Source organism: Chryseobacterium sp. VAUSW3, from assembly GCF_002205795.1.
GTDB lineage: Bacteria > Bacteroidota > Bacteroidia > Flavobacteriales > Weeksellaceae > Kaistella > Kaistella yananensis.
In genome coordinates this window covers 896,167-916,782 of record NZ_NIUY01000002.1, presented here as the reverse complement: position 1 = coordinate 916,782, position 20,616 = coordinate 896,167, and the positions used below count along the sequence as shown (strand labels likewise).

Sequence of the window (20,616 nt, the reverse complement as noted above, 5' to 3'; positions counted from 1 at the left end):
AAAATTCTGAAGGTTGATGAATGAGGTTAATTTTAAGTTATTATTCGAAATACTGGTGGTAAGATTCCATAGAATGCTCCAGTGCTTCTGCAATTTTTTCAGCTTCCTTTTGTGTGGCCGCTTTGGCAAGCAGATTAATTTTTTTTATGTGATCGGTAAGCCAAACGTGAAGCACATCGTGAGATTTTCCGGTCATGGTGCAGCTTTTAATCAGCTGCTCATTGGCCGTTGAAAGGTCTGCTGCGAGTTTTTTGTAATCTCCGGTTTCATCGTCGTACGCATCAATGAGCTGTTCCTGTTTTTGGATGTAAGGCAGCATTTCGGTGTTGGTTTTCCATTTTTTGCCATTGTTGAGTTCCAGATTTGCACTGGTGTCGGCATGATCGTCATGGGTAGCTTCTGCCGGAGCTTCGGCTTCCGTTTCAGCTGCAACATTTTCGGTGTGATTCGTATGATCCTGATTTTCGGTAGTTTCCTGTTTCTTTTCACAGGAAATTACGATGGCCAGCCCTAAAAGTGCTGAAAGCAATGTTTTTTTCATTTTTTAAAAATTTTTATGGTTGTAAAAAGGAATAACGCAGTAATACCGACCCGAAATGCCATGGCGCCCACTGTTTTTGTTTCGTACAGACCGCCGTTACTGATGTGGATAAAGAGATAGAGATATGCTGCAATCAAAATGAAGACTGCAGTAATCAATGGAATTTTTGCCCGAAGGCTGTTTTTAAAGACTGCATAAGCAGCAACCAGATAAAGAAATCCGCACAGCCAGTTTGCCCAGACCACGACAGGAACAAAATTCCCTTCTTTTTCGCGGATGCCCAGCCAGTCGAATAAAACCGCGCTGCTCATAAAGAGGGTAACTAGACCGAAAAGAAACAGAAAAATAAGTAACAGGGTATGTTTCATGGCTTTCTAAATTTAGTGATTATATTTCAGATTACAGGGTTTTTAATTTGTTTTCCGGTAGCGCAGTACTGCCCATGTGATCACTACAAGTCCTAAAGAAACAATAAAGGCGAAATGTGGCAGCAAATCGGTGAAGCCGCTGTTTTTAAGCATAATCAGCCGGATGCCGTCAACACCATAAGTCACAGGATTGAGGTACGCGATGTATTTTGCCCAGTCGGTCATGCTTTCAACCGGCGTGAAAAGTCCGCTCATCAGCACGAAAATCATCATGAAAAAGAATACCACAAACATCGCCTGCTGCTGGGTTTCGCTGTAAACAGAAACCAGAAGCCCCACGCCAAGAATGGTGATAAGATAAACCGATACAAAAGCGTAGAGCAGAAGAAGGCTGCCTTCCATCCTGATATCATACACAAAAACCGTCACCAGTAAACCAAGGCTGAAAGCAACCATGGCCAGAATCCAGAACGGGAACAGTTTGCCGATGATGAAATCAACTTTTCGGATCGGGGAGACATTTATCTGCTCAATGGTTCCGGTTTCTTTTTCGGCTACGATGTTCAGTGCGGTAAGATATCCACCGATTAAAGTCACAAGGAAGGCCAGAATTCCCGGAACAAGAGCAAGACGGTAATTATAATGTTCATTAAACCAGAACATCGGCACGGTTTCCAGACCGGAGATTTTGCTCATACTTTTGAGTTCGGGCGACATTTTGAGTTGAATCTGCGAATTGAAATCCTGAAGAATCTGCACAAGATAACTTGCAGAAAGTCCCGCCTTTGTACCGTTGATGGCATTGATGGCGATCAGCACTTTCTGGCGGTTTTCTTTTACAATGTCTTTTTCAAAATTGTTGGGAATTTCGATGATGAGGTCGGCACGGTCTTTTTCTATTTCCTGATACGCCTGCGTGTAGTTTTCCCCATAAGCGGTCATTTTAAAATATCCTGAAGCTGTAATTTTGCGGATCAGTTCCCGCGATAAAGATGATTTGTCGTGGTCGGTCACCGCAATTTTTATGTCTTTGATTTCGTAACTCGCCGCCAACGGCAGAACCACCAGCTGTACAACAGGCATCACGAAAATTATAGCCAGAATAGCTCTGTTCCTGAAGATTTGCAGGAACTCTTTTTTGATTAATATGCGAAGGGTGCTCAACATTTTTTAAAACATTTTAAAATTACTCAAGCCGAACTTTAAACTTCCTCACGGCGATAAGGAAGAGCATCATCATCATTCCGGTAAGAACGGCGGTGTGCTTCCAGATGACTTCCAGGCCGGTGCCTTTAATCATGATATTTTTCACGATTTCATAATACCATTTGGCCGGAATCACATTCCCGATAACCTGCAGCGGTACCGGCATATTTTCTACCGGAAACATAAAGCCGCTCAGCATCAGCGTAGGCAGCATGGTGCCGACCAGCGAAATAAGCATCGCCGTTTGCTGTGTCTGGGTGAGAATGGAGATGACGATCCCAAGCAAAAGATTGGTGATGATAAAAATAATGCTGATTCCGAAAAGTAAAAACAGATTTCCTTTTATGGGTAAATCGAGACCCGTGACGCTTAAAATGAGTATGGAAATGAGTATAATAACCGAAAGGATAAAATAAGGAATCGCTTTGGCCAGAATAATCACATAAGGTTTCATGGGTGAAACCAACAGCACTTCGAGGGTGCCGGTTTCTTTTTCGCGCACAATCGCAATGGCAGTCATCAGTACACAGATGATGAGCAGGATAAAGGCCATAACGCCGGGTACAAAATTGGGCGCACCCTGAAGCTGCGGATTATAAAGCATCCGGATTTCAGGCTGTACGCCGGATGATTGAACTAAAGTTTGCTGTCCATAAAAATCAAGTATGATGTTCGACATGAAATTATAAATCTGGTTCGCCAGATTCAGGTCGGTTCCGTCGGTGATGAGTTGAAGCTGAGTTTTTTTTCCACTGCTAAGATCTTCAGAAAAACCCGCAGGAATTACCATAATCATTTTAATGCGTCCACCTTTGAATGCGTCTTCCGCTTCATGGATGGATTTCAGGTCCTGCTCGAGATCAAAATAAAGGTTGGCGTGGATTTTCGAAACCAGTTCGGTAGAAGCCTGAGATTTGTCCTGATCCAGAACACCGATCCGCGTGTTTTTCACCTCAGTACTCAGAGCGAAACCAAAGAGCAGAATCTGTACCACCGGCATCCCGAAAAGGATGAGCAGCGTCCTTTTATCACGCAGAACGTGTAAAAATTCTTTCCGGACAAAAGTTAGTAACTGTTTCACTTCATTTAATTAATTATTCCGATCGTTTTGCGCCGCGCGCCAGTTCATAAAACACTTCATCCATCGTTTGGGAGCTGAACTGTTTTTTGAGATTTGAAGGTGTATCAAGTGCTGCAATTTTTCCGTCAACCATGATCGAAACACGGTCGCAGTATTCCGCTTCATCCATATAATGTGTTGTTACGAAAACTGTTATTCCACGTTCTGAAGCTTCATAAATCAGATTCCAGAACTGGCGTCTGGTTACAGGATCCACACCGCCGGTAGGTTCATCCAGAAAAACAATCTGCGGATTGTGGAAGACAGCGACAGAAAAGGCAAGTTTCTGTTTCCAGCCTAAAGGGAGTTCAGAAACCAGTTTGTTTTTTTCTTGTTCCAGATCGAGTTTTTGCAGCAGTTCATTACATTTTGCTTTGAGTTCTTTGCGTGGAATTCCGTAGATGCCGCCGAAGAAATTAAGATTTTCGGTTACCGTGAGGTTGCCGTAAAGTGAGAATTTCTGACTCATGTATCCGATGTTTTTCTTGATTTTTTCGGTTTCTTTATAAACATCAAAATCTGCCACAGTTGCCGTCCCCGAAGTCGGGACCGAAAGTCCGCAGAACATGCGCATCGCTGTAGTTTTTCCGGCACCGTTCGCTCCCAGGAAACCGAATATTTCTCCCTTTTCCACCTCAAAACTGATATGATCCACGGCTGTGAAATCTCCGAAAACCTTGGTGATTTTTTCTGCTTTTATGGCGATATGCTTTTCTTTGGAATTCATTCTTTTGTATTTCACGATTGAAAGTTCAAATCTCATTTATAACTTTCACCTGTCTGAAAGAAGTCTTATAAAACTGTCCTCAATACTTGCTTTTACAGGTTTTATCTCAATGTCTGTAAACCCTTCGTTTTTTAGATAGTCTGTTAGAATTGCGGTGTAGAAATCTCCATTTCGGTCTACCGTCAAATGCACCGATTCTCCATAAGCATATACATTCTTTTTCTGTTTGAAATTCTCCAGTGCGCGCAATACAGCGGAAGTTCTACCTGCTTTCACTTCAAAAAGCAAATCGGGGAAACTTTCACTGATCTGCTTCGGAGTGTCAATAGAGAGGATTTTTCCATGCTGGAATAAGGCGATCCGGTCGCAAAGTGAGGCTTCATCCATATATGGTGTTGCGACTACCATGGTGATGCCCTGTTTTTTCAGACGCTGAAGCATTTCCCAGAATTCTTTCCGCGATACCGGATCCACACCCGTTGTGGGTTCATCCAGGAATAAAACCTTTGGTTTATGAATAAGCGCACAGCAGAGGGCCAGTTTCTGTTTCATTCCACCGGACAGAGCGCCGGCTTTCCGGTCTTTAAAAGGTTCAATCTGGATATAAATATCTTTGATCAGATGATAGTTTTCATTGATTGTTGTATTGAAAATACTGGCAAAGAAATTCAGGTTTTCTTCCACCGTCAAATCCTGATACAAAGAGAATTTTCCGGGCATATAACCCAGAATCCGGCGTATTTTTTTATAATCCTTCACCATGTCGAGTCCCTCAACTGTAGCGGAGCCGGAATCGGGCAGCAAAACAGTCGTCAGCATTCTGAAAATGGTGGTTTTTCCTGCACCATCTGGACCGATAAGCCCAAAAATTTCTCCCGGATTCACATCAAAACTCACATCATCCACTGCAAGAATCTTTTCATTTTTCTTGCCATAGATCTTTGTAAGGTTATTGACTTTGATGGATTTCATTTCAGCTGATTCTTTTGACTTTTTACCTGGCTCTTAAAATTTTACATCACCGTACATCCCGATTTTCAGGAGGCCGTCGTTTTTCACATGTACTTTTGCGGCGTATACAAGGTTGGCCCGCTCATTTTTAGTCTGAATGGTTTTTGGGGTGAATTCGGCTTTGGGACTGATCCAGTACACCGTTCCGGGAAGTTCTTTTGTTTTTCCGTCACTCATGTCGATGAAAACTTTAACCTGCTGACCTGTTTTTACCTGCGCCAGCTGATCGCTCGTGATAAAGATTTTTAAAATCATCAGCTCCAGATCAGCCATCTTGAAAACAGGTTTACCGATGATGGCAAATTCGCCTTCGTTCATGTATTTGGTGAGCACCATTCCTGCAATCGGACTTTCAATCGTGTTGTTTTTTAGTTGCTCATCCATTTGTTCTACTTTTTTCTGGGTAGGTTTTCTTTCGCTTAAGATGGCGCGGTTCTGAATGGATACATTTTCTTTCGCCGTCGAAATCTGCTGTTGAAGGGTACTAAGTTGAGTGCGTGCTGCCGAAATCTGTTTCTGTAAGACAAGGATCTGTCCGTTGGCGTCATCCAGCTGCTTTCGGGTGGCAGCATCTCTTGCGACGAGATTGGCGGTTCTGTCACGTTCGCGAACCGCGTTACGCAACTGTTCCTGAAGCACGGAAACATTAGCAGACTGAGCTGAGATTTGGGTCTGCAGTACCTGGATTTGTGGAACTGCGGAACCTGTTTTCTGTTCCAAAGCATCTATGCTGGCGATGACCTGTTCTTTCTGAAGTTCTATGTTTTTTGGATCAATTTCGCCTACTTTTTCATGAAGAGCGAGTTGCTGGCCTTCCTCCACCTCGAGTTTCAGAATCGTACCGGTGGCTTTGGCAGTAACGATAATTTCTTCGGCTTCAAAGGTTCCGGAAGCGTCGTATGTTGCTTCTGACTTCGAACAGCCCATTATAGTCATCAAAAACAGTAGAAGGATATATTTATTCATAACGGTAAATTTTGATGTTCATTTTCAACGCTGAAATTTTCAGTTATTAAGCTGGGCCTTTTGGTTATACTGGGTTAAGAGAAACTGAATCTCATGAGTCATTTTCTGGATTCTGGCCTGTTCTTCGGCATTTACTTCACGAAGATAGTCGCTAGTGTTGAGGACCCCGTTTTCAAGTTGCGCAAGGCTGGCTTTTTTAATGCTTTGCCTTAATGCGATGAGTTCTTCATCTTTCTGAATAAGTTTCTGTAGTTTATCCAATTCTTCATTGTTCTGGATAGTGGAAAAATTTTGGTTAAAGAGAAAGTTTTCTTTCTGAATTTCCAGATCCTGCTGCTGGGTGTTGAGTAGCGTCAGGTCATTTTTTTTGGTGTAAAATCCGGAAATGGGAAACTGCAGCCGCAGGCCGCCGATATAGAATATATCGAATTCATTGCTAAGCATATTGAAGCCCGGCTTGCCATATCCACCCTGGAAAAAAGCTCCAAGTTTGGGAAGGTTTTTAGATTCCACAAGAGACTTCTGAGTTTCCAGCATCTGTTGCTGAAGGGTGAAAAGTTTCAGTTCGGATCGGTTGTTTTCTCCGGTGAGCAGCAGTTTTTCCGGTGTTTCGAAAACTGTATTTTCACTGAAATCTTTTTTGGTAAACAGAGAAAGGGTTTCGATTAAATTTTTACGAAGTGACTGAACTTCGATCTCACGCTGTTCCAACCCAATCAATTGTGCTTTCAGCACATCAACCTGACTTCTGAAGATGATACCATATTCCAGCTGTGCACTAGCTTTCTTCAAGCCGTTTTCGATGTCGTTTTTTGTGATTTCAGTTTGCTGCAGCTGTTCCTGGCTTTGAAGAATTCCGAAATAAATCTGGTTGATTCTTTCTTCAAGTTTATCGAGCTCGACTTCGTTTTTCTGAATCTCGGTTTCTGACTGAATTTTTGCCAGTTTCTTTTGATTAGAAATCATTCCGCCATCATAAACCGTCTGTTGAATATCGGCGTAAACTTTATACTGGTCCTTGCTCAGCGGTTCCACCAAACTGTTGGGAAGTGAGAATGGCAGTTGGGTCACTTCGTTCTGGTAGGTGGCCTGGCCCACAACGCTAATCTGAGGCAGCCAGCCTTTTGAAACGTTTTCTACGGTATAATCTCGTGTCTTTTCAAGGAGTGCATTTCTTTTGATAAGCGGATAGCTATTTTTCGCAAGCTCCTGCACTTCCTCCAAAGTCGCCGTTTCCTGGGCTTTCAACTGAAAATTTAGAAGCAGCGCGACTACGATCAGGTATTTTAATGTTTTCATTTGATGGGTTTTAAATGAAAAGTCTGTTAACTGTTAAGGAACATTTTGGTCCAGAGCGGAACCAAAGTCCTACGCTCCGCAACAAATTTCTGGAATTCCTCATCGCTCAGGATGTTGAAATTTTTAAGAATAGGCTTCCCGATATAAGGGAAGGCAGTCATACTCAGGAAATTAACAATGAAGTGAAGAGGATTAAGGTCGGGTTTCTTTTCCCTGATCTGTTGGAGGAGGACTGAAGTTTTCAGAAACTGATCGACAGGAATCAGCGAAGTGATATTGGAAGGTTTTTTCTGTATTTCGCTCAGGACGAAAAGGGGAAGATTTGGATTTTTAGACAAAATCTCGAAATATTTTTCACTAACAAGATCTATTTTTTCTTCAATACTTATTTGTTCGCTGGTAATAATAGGAATGATCTTACCGAACAGGAGAACAATTTTTACTTTCATGACCTGCTCAAAAAGTTTCTCCTTACTGCGGAAATAATAATTCAGTAATGCCAGATTAATTCCGGCTTCTTCTGCAATATCTCTTGTCCGTGTTCCCGAGAACCCTTTCTCAGTAAAAACCTTTGATGCTGAAATAAGGATTTTTTCTTCGGTTGAAATGTCTTTTTCGGAATCCATGATTAAATTATTTTAGCAAAGTTAAGATTAATATTTTGATTTAATCAAATGATTAAAATATTTTTATACATAAAAAAACGCAGCTCAAAAGAACTGCGCTTTATATTTTAATGTGTGAAATTCTTACATTCCGAACTGTGTTGCGAAGAGGTCCGGGAAAATTCCTAAGGCTAACAGTGCAAAAATAATGAACACTGCAACAATGTTATAGGTTAACGGAACTCTTTCTGAAGTTTTGAAACTGCTTTCTTTCGGGAAGAACATCACCATAATGAGTCTTAAATAGTAAGCAATGGAGATCGCGGAACCCAATACTGCCACCAAAACAAGGAAAGGAGTGGTTTCTATCGCCTGTGCAAAGATGGAGAATTTTCCCATGAAACCAGCTGTTAACGGAATTCCGGCCATAGAAAGCATCGAAATAGCTGCGGCAACTGCCAATAGCGGTTCGGTATGTGCCAATCCTTTGAATGCGTTGTAAGAAGTTTCGCGTTTCAGTTTTTCAACCCAGATTAAGCACATCATTACGCCAATTGTAGCCAATGAATAGGCAAACAGATAAAAAGCAAGGTTGTAAGCAGACAGGTTGTTCAGTCCGAAGAAAATAAGGCCAAGATAACCTACATGAGAAACGGAAGAATAAGCCAGCATTCTCTTCGCATTGCTTTGGGCAAGCCCCATTACGTTGGCTAAAAACAGGGTGATGATAATGAGAACGCCAACGATGTTAATCCATTCTCCGGTGATTCCGAAAAAGCCGATCGACATTACTTTGAAGAAAGCAAAAAATGCAGAAATTTTTACAACCGACATCATAAACGCGGTAATAAGGGAAGGTGAACCCTGGTAAACATCGGGACTCCACATATGGAACGGCGCCATTGAAACTTTAAATGCCAGGGCAACCAACATTAATACTGCACCTGCATTAAACATCAGATCCTTGGAGTTTTCAAGTGAAAACTGATGAATTTTGTATAGATCGAAGCTGCCGCTGCTTCCGTAAACCAAGGCAATCCCGAATAAAAGAAATCCGGTGGCAAATGCACCCATCAGGAAATATTTAACCGAAGCTTCATTGGAGCGTAAATCTGTTTTGTTACTTCCGGCCAATACGTAAAGCGGAATAGAAAGAATCTCAACACCCAAAAATAAGGTTACCAAATTCTGGAATCCGAAAAGCACAATACCGCCACAAAGCGCAAACAGCATCAGCGCATAGAGCTCTGATTGGTGGCTGCGGTGGTTGCTGAATGAAAAACCTCCCAAAAAGAAGAGCAGAATCGTGATGACAATAGCAATCTTGGTGAAAAGAGCCGCGTTTACGGTATAGTCGAACATCGATTTGTATTGGTTAAAGAATTCCGCTTCCGGTAGAAAGCTTACATAAAATGCCACCAAAAGCCCAAGAATACTGATGTACCTTGAAAATTTTCCCTGTTCAAAAACCCCTGCAAATAATGCGACAACTGCAGTAAGGAATATGATGATTAAAACGCTCATTTAGTTTAGATTTGAGATTTGAAATTCGAGATCTGAGGTTCTTTCTCTGTCTTAAATATTAAAATTATTTTCTTAGTTCATCATCGAAGTGAAAATAAACTTCAGTGAACTGTTTACCATTTCGATAAGAGGCTGTGGGAAAAGTCCCAGCAGAATTACAAATACCGCCAAACTCGCCAGCACCGTAAATTCTACACCCGATAAGTCTTTCGCAGAAGACAAAACACTTTCATCTCCTTCACCGAACATCGCTTTTCCGTAGAATCTTAAAAGATAAACTGCGGACAGAATCATGGTAAGTCCGGCAAATACGGCTGCGAGTTTGCTATAATCGAAAACAGATTTAATCAGAATAAACTCCCCGATAAAACCATTCGTTAAAGGAAGTCCTACAGAACCAAGTAAAATTACAAGGAAAAGAACGGCAAATTTCGGTGCAACTTTAGCTAAACCACCCATTTGACGGATATCTCTTGTTTTGAATCTTTTATAAAGAATATCAGCACAGTAAAAAAGACCTACAACATTAATCCCGTGAGCGAAAGCCTGTACCATTGCTCCTTCGCCACCTTCAGTCATCAACGTACCTTTTACCGTTAAAATCGCTGATGCCATAATACCTGCTACCATTAATCCAACGTGTGATAATGATGAATAGGCGATAAGACGTTTAGCGTCATTTTGCACAATGGCAATCAGTGCGCCGTGAACAATTCCTACAATAGCAAGAACCAAAACAATTTGTCCTGAAATTCCTAAAATTGGGTCCGGTGTTATCGGTAACAGATATCTTAAAAGTCCGTACACTGCCATTTTCAGCATGATTCCCGAAAGAAGCATGGTTCCCTGAGTTGGTGAGTACGTGTACGTATCCGGCTGCCACGAATGGAACGGGAAAACAGGCAACTTCACTGCGAAGGCAAAGAAGATGAACCAGAAAATAACCGTCTGTTCAGAAGCGTTAAGGTTGGCGTTGTAAAGGTCGGTTAGTGCAAAAGACGCGGAATGTGTGTACACATAAATCAGCCCGATCAGCATAAATAATGATCCTACGAAAGTGTAAACAAAGAACCTGGTTGTGAACGCAATCTTCTTGTTTTCCTGACCCCAGATTCCGGCGATTAACCAGATTGGGATAAGGGTAACTTCCCAGAAAATATAGAACAGCAAACCGTCAAGTGCAGTGAAAACTCCGATTAACCCGAACTGCATCAACAGAATAAGTCCGTAAAAAGTATTCCTGTACCCAGGTTTCTCATTAAAGGAAGACAGAATGATGAGTGGCGTTAAAATATTGGTAAGCAGCACAAGCAGCATGCTCATCCCATCGATCCCGAAATGCAGGTTACTCTTGATAAACTGTGACCAGGGATAATTGATTTCATACTGCAGAACTCCGTCCACCGTAGGAGTGGAATTGAAATTTGCCAGCATATAAAATGAGAGAAACATTTGGGCAAATGCAAACCCCAATGCCAAATATTTACTAGTGGAGTTTTTCCACGCGAATACCACTGCAGAACCTACGAGAGGTAATAGTAACAATGTTAATAATAGATACGACATTTACTATTGTAATATAAAGTTAACAATTAAAATAATTCCGATAGCCAGAGACATGATGAGCACATAATTCTCCACGTTTCCGTTCTGGAGTCTTTTTGCTGCCCGTCCTGAATCTTCAGCGCCGCTTCCGATGAAGTCTACAAACCGGTTCAGCACGCCTTTATCGAACATATTTCCACCAACACCTAAACCTTCAATAAACCTAACGAAGGTCGCATTATTCAGCTCATCCAGGAAGAGTTTTCTGTTCGAAAGTCTTTCCCAGCCGGTATATTTTTCATCTGGCAATGCCATTTTTTTCTTGTTGACGTAAATGTTTTTTACAACGAACCAAACGGTAAAGAACATCAGAACAGTTAATGCAAGAAGGATCATTTCGGTTCCAAAATTCACTTCCGGAAGTTCAAGATCATAAACATAGATGGATTTCAGCCACTGATCAAGCTTTGCATAATTACCGTGACCGATGAAGTGGGGTAGGTTGATGAAACCGCCAACTACTGATAACACCGCCAGAACAATCAAAGGAATCGTCATGTTCGACGGACTTTCATGAACGTGATGTTTCTGCTCTTCAGTTCCTCTGAATTCTCCATGGAAGGTCAGGTAATACATTCTGAACATATAAATCGCTGTAAGCGTGGCTACCAGGAACAGGATTACCCAAAGTACCGGGTTTTTACCGTAAACATTGGTTAAGATTTCATCTTTGGAAATCATCCCTGAAAGGAACGGGAAACCTGAAATCGCAAGTGTTCCGATAAGGAAAGTAATATGTGTAACTTTAATTTTGCTTTTCAAACCACCCATAAATCGCATGTCCTGTTCGCCGCTCATTGCGTGGATTACAGAACCTGCACCTAAGAACAGCAACGCTTTGAAGAACGCATGCGTCATCAGGTGGAACATTGCGGTAGTATATGCGCCAACTCCCAGTGCAACAAACATAAATCCTAATTGCGAAACCGTAGAGTAGGCTAAAACTTTTTTAATATCATTTTGTCTGAGACCGATAAACGCTGCAACCAAAGCGGTAAGAAGCCCGATAAACAGGATTCCGTCCATGGTCGTAGGAGCAAGCGAGAAAAGGAAATTGGATCTTACCACCAAATAAATACCGGCAGTAACCATGGTTGCCGCGTGGATTAACGCAGAAACCGGTGTTGGACCAGCCATCGCATCAGGTAACCAGGTAAATAGCGGAACCTGTGCAGATTTACCCATTGCTCCGATAAATAAACTCGCTGTAATAAAGATGATTACCGGTGAATCAAGTTCAAATTTTGAGGAATTTTGAGCAACAGAAAGGAAATCTACAGCGTTGGTTTGGTAAGCGATCATTAAAATCCCGATAATCATCCCAAGGTCACCGATTCTGTTCATGATGAAGGCTTTTCTTGCCGCCGCACCATATTCTTTATTGGTATACCAGAAACCGATGAGTAAATAAGAACATAGACCGACACCTTCCCAACCGATGAAAAGGATCAAATAATTGCTGCCCATCACCAAAAGGAGCATGGAGAAGATGAACAGATTCAGGTAAGCAAAGAATTTATAAAAGCCTTTATCGTGGCTCATGTAGCCGATAGAGTAAAGATGAATCAGTGAACCGATTCCGGTAATGATCATAATCATCATTAATGACAGCTGATCGATCTGGAAGCTGAAATTAACCTGGATTCCGTTAACCCTGAACCATTCAAAAGCCCTTACAATGACCGGCTGTGAATCTGCATCAAATTTTAAAAATAAACTGACAGCAATACAGAAAGAGGCAAAAACCACGAGAGTTGCGATACTTCCTACCACCATTTTCGGCAGACTTTTTCCAAAAAGACCGTTGATCAGAAATCCGAATAAGGGTAAAAGTATAATTGCGTAAACTAAATTTTCCATCCTATATTATCCTCTTAATTTATTAAAAATACTGATGTCTACCGATTTCGTATTGCGGTAAATCATTGCGATAATTGCTAAACCGATCGCAACTTCTGCAGCAGCAACCACCATGATGAAGAACACCAGGATTTGACCGTTTCCATCGCCTTTATAGCTTGAAAATGCAGCCAGAAGCAGATTTACAGAATTCAGCATCAACTCTACACAACCCAAAATAATGATGGCGTTTTTGCGGATTAGAACCCCTAAAACTCCAAGACAGAAAAGTACAGAACTCAGTATAATAAAATACTCGAGCGGTACGGTCTGTATAAATGAATTTATTTCTCCCATAATACTATAAATCTTTTTTACCGATCAGCACTGCACCAACAATTCCTGCAAGGATAAGGATTGAAGCCAGTTCAAATGGCAATACATATTCGTTAAACAATAATCTTCCGAGGTTTTTGGTCAAGCCGATGGATGAATCTGCACCGGTTCCGAAAGTCGTCGCGTTCAGTCCTTTGAAAGCACCCAGAATTCCGATTAAAAGGATTCCTGCAGCAAAAACCCCGATGAATTTGGTGATGTTCTGCTTTTTACTTTCGTCGCCTTTATTCAGGTTAAGCATCATCAGGATATAGAGGAATAAAACCATAATCGCCCCTGCGTAAACAATCACCTGAACAATTCCTAAAAACTGAGCATTCAGTAAAACATACATTGCAGCAATCGAAAAGAACGTTACAATCAGGGAAAGAATGGAGTAGAGCGGGTTTCGGGCAAACACAAAATAGGCTGCGCTTATAATGGCAAGAAATGCCACAAAGAAAAATATAATCTGTTCCATTTATTTAACCGATTTTTTTTGTAATTCGCTCTGTCTCGCTGTAATATCAATTCTTTCATTGATTTTTTCAACAAGTTTATCTTTTCCGTACACGAAGCTTCCGCGGTTGGTTTCCACATCCACCAAACGGTCGGTAAGGTAAATCGCAGATTTCGGGCAGGCTTCTTCGCACATCCCACAGAAAATACATCGCAACATATTGATTTCGTACACCGCTGCATATTTTTCTTCACGGTACAGGTCTTTTTCCTCCCGGGTTCTTTCCGCGGCGGTCATGGTAATGGCTTCTGCCGGACATGCGACAGCACAAAGTCCGCAGGCAGTACATCTTTCACGCCCTTCTTCGTCACGTTTCAGAACGTGCAGGCCACGCCAAACTTTTGCCCTTGGCTTTTCCACCTCCGGATAGGAGTAAACTTTCCCTTTGGAACCCGCCAAAGCGTGTTTCAGGGTAATGGCCATTCCCTTCATGATTTCGGGGAGGTATATTCTTTCCATAAAAGTCATCTCTTTGTTGGAGACTACTTTTGATCTGTTGGTCAGTTTCATATTGATTTTGTTTTAGCTTGGCCTAAGCCGTGAGCATGACAACTTTTACTTTTTTAATTAGGTAAAGAAAACAATTACAGCAGCAGTAATCACAAGATTTACTAAGGCTAAAGGAATTAAACTCTTCCAGCCCAGATGCATCAACTGGTCGTATCTGAATCTCGGGATCGTCCAGCGGATCCACATAAAGATCAGGATTCCGATAATCACTTTAAAGAGCATCGCCAGGATACTTAAAATACCTGCCGTATTTTCGCCCCAGTTTTCAGATACCCAATTTATACCGGGATAGTTGAATCCTCCGAAAAACAGGGTTGCGATCAGTGCATTTGAAATGAACATATTCACATATTCCCCGAACATGTATTGCCCAAAGTTCATGGATGAATATTCTGTCATATAACCGTTTACTAGTTCAGATTCACATTCCGGCAAATCGAAAGGGTGACGGTTGGTTTCTGCCAAAGCAGCAACGAAAAAGATGATAAATGCTAAAGGCTGGTAGAAAATATTCCAGTTCATGCCGTCTGCCGGAATTAAGCCCCAGATTTTACCGGTTCCCTGTGAAGAAGTGATATAGTGAAGATCCAGACTTCCTGCCATTAAAATAATTGCAAGAAGCGAAAGACCCATCGCGAGTTCATAAGAGATCATCTGCGACGAAGCACGGATGGCGCCGATAAGCGAGTATTTATTATTGGATGCCCAACCACCGATCATCATTCCGTAAACTCCGATGGAAACCATTCCGATAAGATACAGTACGCCAACATCGATATTGGCTACCTGAATATCAAAAGAAGTTCCACCGATGTTCAGCGATTTTCCCCACGGAATTACCGCACCCGTGATCAGGGAAACGAACATGGTGATGCCAGGTCCTAAATAAAATAGGAATCTGTCGGCATTCTGGGGTACAAATCCTTCTTTAAAAAAGAGTTTTCCACCATCAGCCAAAGGCTGCAAAAGACCGAACGGTCCGGCTCTGTTCGGCCCGATTCTGTCCTGTAACGCCGCTGCCACTTTTCGCTCGCCCCAGGTAGAGTAGGCTGCTACGCCCATGGATACGGCAAAAAGAACAAGTACTAAAATGAGTTTAAAGGTAATTAATTCCATAAGTTATATCATTTGAGGTTTAAAGATTGATTTTAAATCAGTTTTAAACAGCTCATTATCAAATTAAATTATTTCGTCTTTTTCACCGATTTCTTTTGCATCGGGATTGTTCAGGAGATTAACCATATTTTTTGGCTTCTCGTAATGGTTCAGCGAGATAACCGAGTGTCTGTCGATATGTCTCGGACCTTCGATCGTCCAGTGTTTCAGGTCTTTTTTCTCGAAACGGCACTCATCACAGATCCAATCCTGTACTTCGTCGTACTGGTCTTTTCTGGCAGTAACCCTGATGATTTCTTCACCTTTCATCCAAACAACCGCTTTTCCGGCACATTTATCACATTTGCAGGTGGCGTTCATTGGTTTGGTAAACCACACTCTGCTTGCAAAACGTGCAGTTCTGTCGGTTAATGCTCCTACAGGACATACATCAATTACGTTTCCAATGAAATCACTGTCCAGAGCTTTATTTAAATTCGTTGAAATCTCTGCATGGTCACCTCTGAAGAGAATTCCGTGCTCACGGTTTTCGGTAAGCTGGTTTGCTACCAAAACGCATCGTGCACACAGGATACAGCGATTCATGTGAAGTTTAATGTTCGGACCGATATCTTCAGGCTCGAAAGTTCTTCTTTCAAATTCTGTTCTGGTTGCTTCTACACCATGCTCATAACCCAAATCCTGAAGGTGGCATTCGCCGGCCTGGTCACATACCGGGCAGTCCAGAGGGTGATTTATAAGCAGAAATTCGGTTACGGCTTTTCTTGCTTCCTGAGTTTTTTCGGAGGTAAGGTTTTTTACTTCCATACCATCCATAACACCGGTTCTGCAGCTTGCTACAAGTTTTGGCATTGGCCGTGAATCTGCATCTGAACCTTTCGATACTTCTACCAAACAGGTTCTGCATCTTCCGCCGCTGGATTCCAGAGGTTTGTAGTAACACATCGCGGGTGGTACAGATTTACCACCGATTTGTCTGGCTGCTTCAAGAATAGAAGTTCCGGGCAAAACCTCAGTGGTTTGTCCGTCGATCGTGATCTTAAATTTTTTAATTTCTTCGCTCATTATAGATGAATTCAAAAATGAATTAATTAAATTTTACGGGCATTAAAGGTATAACCAATCCCGAAATTGATCTGTCCGAAAAAGAAATCCTGGGATGCTTTATCGGGTTTATTGTTTAATGTTGTCTTAATGTCAGGCATATTGATATAGCCTAATTTTCCTTCTACTCTTGCCATCCAGTGTTTCCAGAAGACAGCGTTGATATTTGCTCTGGCATCGAGGCCGAAGCCTGCAACATGAAAACGGTCGCTTCGCTCATTGTCGAAAAGTTTTACATTACTTTTCGGAAAAAGAACACCTGCGCCTGCGCCGTAGCTCCACATCACATTTATTTTTTCTTTGCTCAAAAGCGGTTTATATTTTTCTAAACCTGCATTTACATAATTCAGTCCGTCGGTATGCTCAAACGTCAGGAATTTTGTATCAGTGAGATCAACTTCACCGTTCTGTACCATCGCCGAATATACCGGATCGGAAATATTTCCTTTAAACTTTACGGTCTGTTCCTGGTCCATCACATATTTCATATGGTCTGTACCTACAACCAGCGCCAAATTATCCTTAATGAAATATCCCAACCGGAAGTTAAACTGCGGTTTAGAAATTTGCCCCGGATCAACGTAAGCCAAGTCTAATTCGCTCGGTCTGTCGTGCGCTACCACATTTTCTAAAGTGAAATCGTAGCCGTTTCCTCTAAAGTGAATATCAGAGTTAGTAAACGCGGCTCTGTTCCAGCCCCAGAAAACGAACATCTGTCCTTTTTTCGACATCGGCTTAATACTAAAGTCGAAATCGTCAGATATTTCCTGAGTTGTATCTGTTTCCTGGGCAAAACTCAAGTTCAGTCCCAGAAAAAGGAATGCAAAAATTTTAAAGAACTTCTTCATCTTATTCTGCTTTCGCAGCTACCGGAATTGGATCCGCATAATTGGCTAAACCGTAATTTTTTGTTAATGCTTCAGGATTGTTAATATGCCATTCAAACTCATCTCGGAAATGACGGATTGCCGCGGCAACAGGCCATGCAGCCGCGTCACCCAAAGGGCAAATGGTATTTCCTTCTATTTTTCTCTGGATGTCCCACAGCAAGTCGATGTCTGCCAGGGTTCCTTCTCCGCTTTCTATTTTTTTAAGGATTTTGTACATCCACGGCGTTCCTTCACGGCATGGTGTACACTGTCCGCAACTTTCGTGGGCATAGAATCTTGCCAGCGTCATGGTGTGTTCTACGATACACTGGTCTTCATCAAGTACTTCAAATCCGCCTGATCCCATCATTGTTCCGGTTGCAAATCCGCCATCCGAGAGGGATTCATAATTCATATATCTCGGCTCACCGTTAATGGTTTTCAGCAATAAATTGGCTGGAAGAATCGGCACGGAAGAACCGCCTGGAATACAGGCTTTAAGTTTCTTCCCGTTCGGGATTCCGCCGCAGTATTCATCAGAATAAATGAATTCTTCTACGGTGATGGTCATGTCGATTTCGTAAACGCCAGGTTTGTTTATATTTCCGCAGGCAGAAATCAGTTTTGTTCCGGTAGAACGTCCTACGCCAATTTTGGCATATTCGGCTCCCGTAATGTTGATGATAGGCACTACAGCTGCAATGGTCTCTACGTTGTTTACTACGGTAGGGCTTTCCCAAAGACCTTTTACTGCCGGGAATGGCGGTTTCAGGCGTGGATTGCCTCTTTTACCTTCCAGCGATTCCAGCAGTGCAGTTTCTTCACCGCAGATATATGCACCGGCACCGCGCTGAACGTAAATCTCCAGATCGTAACCGGTTCCTAAAATATTTTTTCCTAAGAATCCGTTTTTCTTTGCTTCTTCAATGGCTTCTTCCAGAATGTCGGGAATCCAGGAATATTCACCACGGATGTAAATGTATGATGTATTTGCGCCCAACGCGAATGAAGAAACAATCATTCCTTCAATCAGAAGATGGGGCAGGAATTCCATTAAGTAACGGTCTTTAAAAGTTCCCGGTTCGGATTCGTCGGCATTTACGACCAGATATCTTGGGACACCTTCGGGTTTTGCGAGGAAACTCCATTTCATGCCTGTTGGGAATCCTGCGCCGCCACGCCCTCGTAGTCCTGAAGTTTTCACTTCTTCCACAATGGCGTCAGGGGTCATTTTCAGTGCTTTTTCAACTGCTTCGTAACCGCCCTGTTTGCGGTAAACATCGAAGTAACGGATTCCTTCTATGTGCGCGTCTTTAAGTAAAAGTTTTTTACTCATTTTCTATATGCTTATTGCAATTGGCTTTTGGCTTCTTGCCTGTAATTACTTTTTTAAATTCAATAAAAACCTTACGGTTCTGAAATCAATAGTTTAGTCGAGTGCAACGGCTCCCTGTCTGCAGAGTTCCAGGATTTCGTCAACTTTTTCCACTGTTAAATTTTCGTGATAAAATTTACCCAGCTGCATCATTGGCGCATAACCACAGGCACCGAGGCATTCTGCAGGTTTCAGGGTGAATAGTCCGTCAGCAGTGGTTTCGCCGTCTTTAATGTTCAGTTTGGTACGGATATGATCGAGAATTTTTTCACTTCCTCTGGTAAGGCAAGGGCCGGTTCGGCAAACTTCCAATACATATTTCCCCACCGGTTTCATGTTGAACATGGTGTAGAACGTTGCAACTTCGTACACTTCAATTGGTTTGATGCTGAGAATTTGGGCAACGTAATCCATCACGGGAACATCAAGCCAGCCACCAAATTCTTTCTGCGCAAGGTGAAGCACAGGAATGAGGGCAGATTTTTGCTTCCCTTCAGGATATCTTGCGATAATTTTATGTACCTGTTCTAAGGATTCAGGTTTAAAAGCAACAGTTTCGCTCATATTTTAAGATTTTAGATTTTAGATTTTAGATTTCAGATGAAATCGTTTTCTGAAAATCTTACCATTGATCTAATTTTTATGTTTGATTTTTAGATTAATTCAAAATTTATAACCTAAAATTAATAATTTTATTAAGCATCAAGCTCCCCGGCAATTACGTTCATGCTGCACATGGTAACAATCGCGTCGGAAATCATTCCGCCTTTGATCATTTCCGGATAAGCCTGATAGTAAATAAAGCATGGTCTCCTGAAGTGCAGTCGGTAAGGAGAACGGCCACCATCACTCACGAGATAGAATCCTAATTCGCCGTTTCCACCTTCTACAGCATGATAAACTTCGCCTTTCGGCACATCAGTTTCGCCCATCACGATTTTAAAGTGATAGATAAGTGCTTCCATATTATTGTAAACATCGGCTTTTTCCGGCAGATAAAATTCCGGAACATCGGCGTGGAAAGGTCCGTCCGGGAGATTTTTATAGGCTTGCTCAATGATTTTCAGACTTTCCCACACTTCCTGCTGGCGAACCATAAAACGGTCGTAAGTATCGCCGGAAGTTCCTACAGGAATGATGAAATCGAAATCGTTGTAAGAAGAATAAGGACTTGCCACACGTACATCGTAATCTACACCCGCTGCACGTAAGTTGGGACCGGTGAAACCGTAGCTTAGTGCTCTTTCGGCTGAAATAGAGCCGGCCTTGATGGTTCTGTCCATAAAAATTCTGTTTCTTTCATTCAATGCACAGAATTCACCCCAGATTTTCGGGAATTTCTTTAACCATGTCTGAAGCATTTCATGGAACTGAGGGCTGAAATCTCTTTCGAAACCTCCGATTCTTCCCATGTTTGTGGTCATTCTGGCACCACAAATCTGCTCATACATTTCGTATATTTTTTCTCTTTCCTGGAAAAGATAAGTTAAGCCTGTAATTGCACCGGCATCCATCGCGATAACCCCGTTACAGATCATGTGGTCGGCAATTCTGGCCAACTCCATCATGATGACTCTCATGTAGTCTACCCGTTTGGGAACTTCGCAGCCGATGAGTTTTTCCACCGTCATGTGCCAACCCATATTATTGATTGGGGCAGAGCAGTAGTTCATCCTGTCGGTAAGGGTAGTAATCTGTGCAAAATTTCTTCTTTCAGAAATCTTTTCAAAAGCACGGTGAATATAACCGATGGTTTGTTCTGAATGCAGAATCCTTTCGCCATCCATCGTTAGAACATTCTGAAAAATACCGTGGGTTGCCGGGTGGGTAGGCCCCAGGTTCAGCGTATATAACTGCCCGTCGATATTATCCTTTGTGTCGTTATGGCTGAGTATATTTGATAGCGCGTTGTCTTTCATAATTTTTCCGTTGATCT

21 protein-coding genes are annotated in these 20,616 nt (G+C 42.1%); all 21 read right to left on the bottom strand.

All coding sequences use genetic code 11. From position 1 onward, the window contains the following. Positions 1 to 40 precede the first annotated feature (40 nt). The 21 genes from CDW55_RS09515 to CDW55_RS09415 all read right to left on the bottom strand — a co-directional run bounded on the left by CDW55_RS09515 (position 41) and on the right by CDW55_RS09415 (position 20,599). A complete protein-coding gene (locus tag CDW55_RS09515; RefSeq protein ID WP_088469493.1) occupies positions 41 to 541 on the bottom strand; it encodes a hypothetical protein in 501 nt (166 codons plus the stop codon). Next, positions 538 to 909 (bottom strand): hypothetical protein, encoded by a 372-nt coding sequence (locus CDW55_RS09510; protein ID WP_088469492.1) that lies wholly within the window; start codon positions 907 to 909, stop codon positions 538 to 540. Before CDW55_RS09510 ends, CDW55_RS09515 begins: the two co-directional genes overlap by 4 nt. A 42-nt stretch (positions 910 to 951) precedes the next feature. Then, a complete protein-coding gene (locus tag CDW55_RS09505; RefSeq protein WP_228399634.1) occupies positions 952 to 2,076 on the bottom strand; it encodes an ABC transporter permease in 1,125 nt (374 codons plus the stop codon). 19 nt (positions 2,077 to 2,095) lie between these two features. Further along, positions 2,096 to 3,196 carry an ABC transporter permease gene (locus CDW55_RS09500; RefSeq protein WP_088469491.1) on the bottom strand — a complete coding sequence of 367 codons (1,101 nt, stop codon included), beginning with the start codon at positions 3,194 to 3,196 and terminating at the stop codon, positions 2,096 to 2,098. A gap of 13 nt (positions 3,197 to 3,209) precedes the next feature. Further along, complete coding sequence (locus tag CDW55_RS09495) at positions 3,210 to 3,962, bottom strand: ABC transporter ATP-binding protein (protein WP_088469576.1); 753 nt, start codon at positions 3,960 to 3,962, stop codon at positions 3,210 to 3,212. A gap of 45 nt (positions 3,963 to 4,007) precedes the next feature. After that, on the bottom strand, positions 4,008 to 4,934 hold the full coding sequence (locus CDW55_RS09490; protein WP_088469490.1) for an ABC transporter ATP-binding protein: 927 nt from the start codon (positions 4,932 to 4,934) through the stop codon (positions 4,008 to 4,010). 33 nt (positions 4,935 to 4,967) lie between these two features. Beyond that, positions 4,968 to 5,939, bottom strand: a complete 972-nt coding sequence (locus CDW55_RS09485; RefSeq protein ID WP_088469489.1) for an HlyD family secretion protein — start codon at positions 5,937 to 5,939, stop codon at positions 4,968 to 4,970. A gap of 39 nt (positions 5,940 to 5,978) precedes the next feature. Further along, a complete protein-coding gene (locus CDW55_RS09480; protein WP_088469488.1) occupies positions 5,979 to 7,238 on the bottom strand; it encodes a TolC family protein in 1,260 nt (419 codons plus the stop codon). A 26-nt stretch (positions 7,239 to 7,264) separates the two neighbouring features. Further along, on the bottom strand, positions 7,265 to 7,864 hold the full coding sequence (locus tag CDW55_RS09475; RefSeq protein ID WP_088469487.1) for a TetR/AcrR family transcriptional regulator: 600 nt from the start codon (positions 7,862 to 7,864) through the stop codon (positions 7,265 to 7,267). A 123-nt stretch (positions 7,865 to 7,987) separates the two neighbouring features. Beyond that, positions 7,988 to 9,367, bottom strand: a complete 1,380-nt coding sequence (locus tag CDW55_RS09470; protein WP_088469486.1) for an NADH-quinone oxidoreductase subunit N — start codon at positions 9,365 to 9,367, stop codon at positions 7,988 to 7,990. Positions 9,368 to 9,439: 72 nt separating this feature from the next. Further along, positions 9,440 to 10,933: a NuoM family protein gene (locus CDW55_RS09465; RefSeq protein ID WP_088469485.1), complete on the bottom strand. Its 1,494-nt coding sequence runs from the start codon at positions 10,931 to 10,933 to the stop codon at positions 9,440 to 9,442. A gap of 3 nt (positions 10,934 to 10,936) precedes the next feature. Next, the gene (gene nuoL / locus CDW55_RS09460; RefSeq protein WP_088469484.1) at positions 10,937 to 12,832 is read right to left on the bottom strand and encodes an NADH-quinone oxidoreductase subunit L; all 1,896 of its coding nucleotides are present in this window, start codon (positions 12,830 to 12,832) and stop codon (positions 10,937 to 10,939) included. A 6-nt stretch (positions 12,833 to 12,838) separates the two neighbouring features. After that, complete coding sequence (gene nuoK / locus CDW55_RS09455) at positions 12,839 to 13,168, bottom strand: NADH-quinone oxidoreductase subunit NuoK (protein ID WP_088469483.1); 330 nt, start codon at positions 13,166 to 13,168, stop codon at positions 12,839 to 12,841. 4 nt (positions 13,169 to 13,172) lie between these two features. Next, the gene (locus tag CDW55_RS09450) at positions 13,173 to 13,667 is read right to left on the bottom strand and encodes an NADH-quinone oxidoreductase subunit J (RefSeq protein WP_088469482.1); all 495 of its coding nucleotides are present in this window, start codon (positions 13,665 to 13,667) and stop codon (positions 13,173 to 13,175) included. Further along, positions 13,668 to 14,216 (bottom strand): NuoI/complex I 23 kDa subunit family protein, encoded by a 549-nt coding sequence (locus tag CDW55_RS09445; protein ID WP_088469481.1) that lies wholly within the window; start codon positions 14,214 to 14,216, stop codon positions 13,668 to 13,670. A gap of 57 nt (positions 14,217 to 14,273) precedes the next feature. After that, the gene (gene nuoH, locus CDW55_RS09440; RefSeq protein ID WP_088469480.1) at positions 14,274 to 15,332 is read right to left on the bottom strand and encodes an NADH-quinone oxidoreductase subunit NuoH; all 1,059 of its coding nucleotides are present in this window, start codon (positions 15,330 to 15,332) and stop codon (positions 14,274 to 14,276) included. A gap of 63 nt (positions 15,333 to 15,395) precedes the next feature. Continuing rightward, on the bottom strand, positions 15,396 to 16,397 hold the full coding sequence (locus CDW55_RS09435) for a 2Fe-2S iron-sulfur cluster-binding protein (protein ID WP_088469479.1): 1,002 nt from the start codon (positions 16,395 to 16,397) through the stop codon (positions 15,396 to 15,398). Between the two features lie 26 nt (positions 16,398 to 16,423). Then, the gene (locus CDW55_RS09430) at positions 16,424 to 17,284 is read right to left on the bottom strand and encodes a hypothetical protein (protein ID WP_088469478.1); all 861 of its coding nucleotides are present in this window, start codon (positions 17,282 to 17,284) and stop codon (positions 16,424 to 16,426) included. A 1-nt stretch (position 17,285) separates the two neighbouring features. Beyond that, positions 17,286 to 18,641 carry an NADH-quinone oxidoreductase subunit NuoF gene (gene nuoF / locus CDW55_RS09425; RefSeq protein WP_088469477.1) on the bottom strand — a complete coding sequence of 452 codons (1,356 nt, stop codon included), beginning with the start codon at positions 18,639 to 18,641 and terminating at the stop codon, positions 17,286 to 17,288. A 93-nt stretch (positions 18,642 to 18,734) separates the two neighbouring features. Continuing rightward, a complete protein-coding gene (gene nuoE, locus CDW55_RS09420; protein WP_088469476.1) occupies positions 18,735 to 19,244 on the bottom strand; it encodes a complex I 24 kDa subunit family protein in 510 nt (169 codons plus the stop codon). 131 nt (positions 19,245 to 19,375) lie between these two features. After that, positions 19,376 to 20,599 (bottom strand): NADH-quinone oxidoreductase subunit D, encoded by a 1,224-nt coding sequence (locus tag CDW55_RS09415; protein ID WP_088469475.1) that lies wholly within the window; start codon positions 20,597 to 20,599, stop codon positions 19,376 to 19,378. Positions 20,600 to 20,616 lie beyond the last annotated feature (17 nt).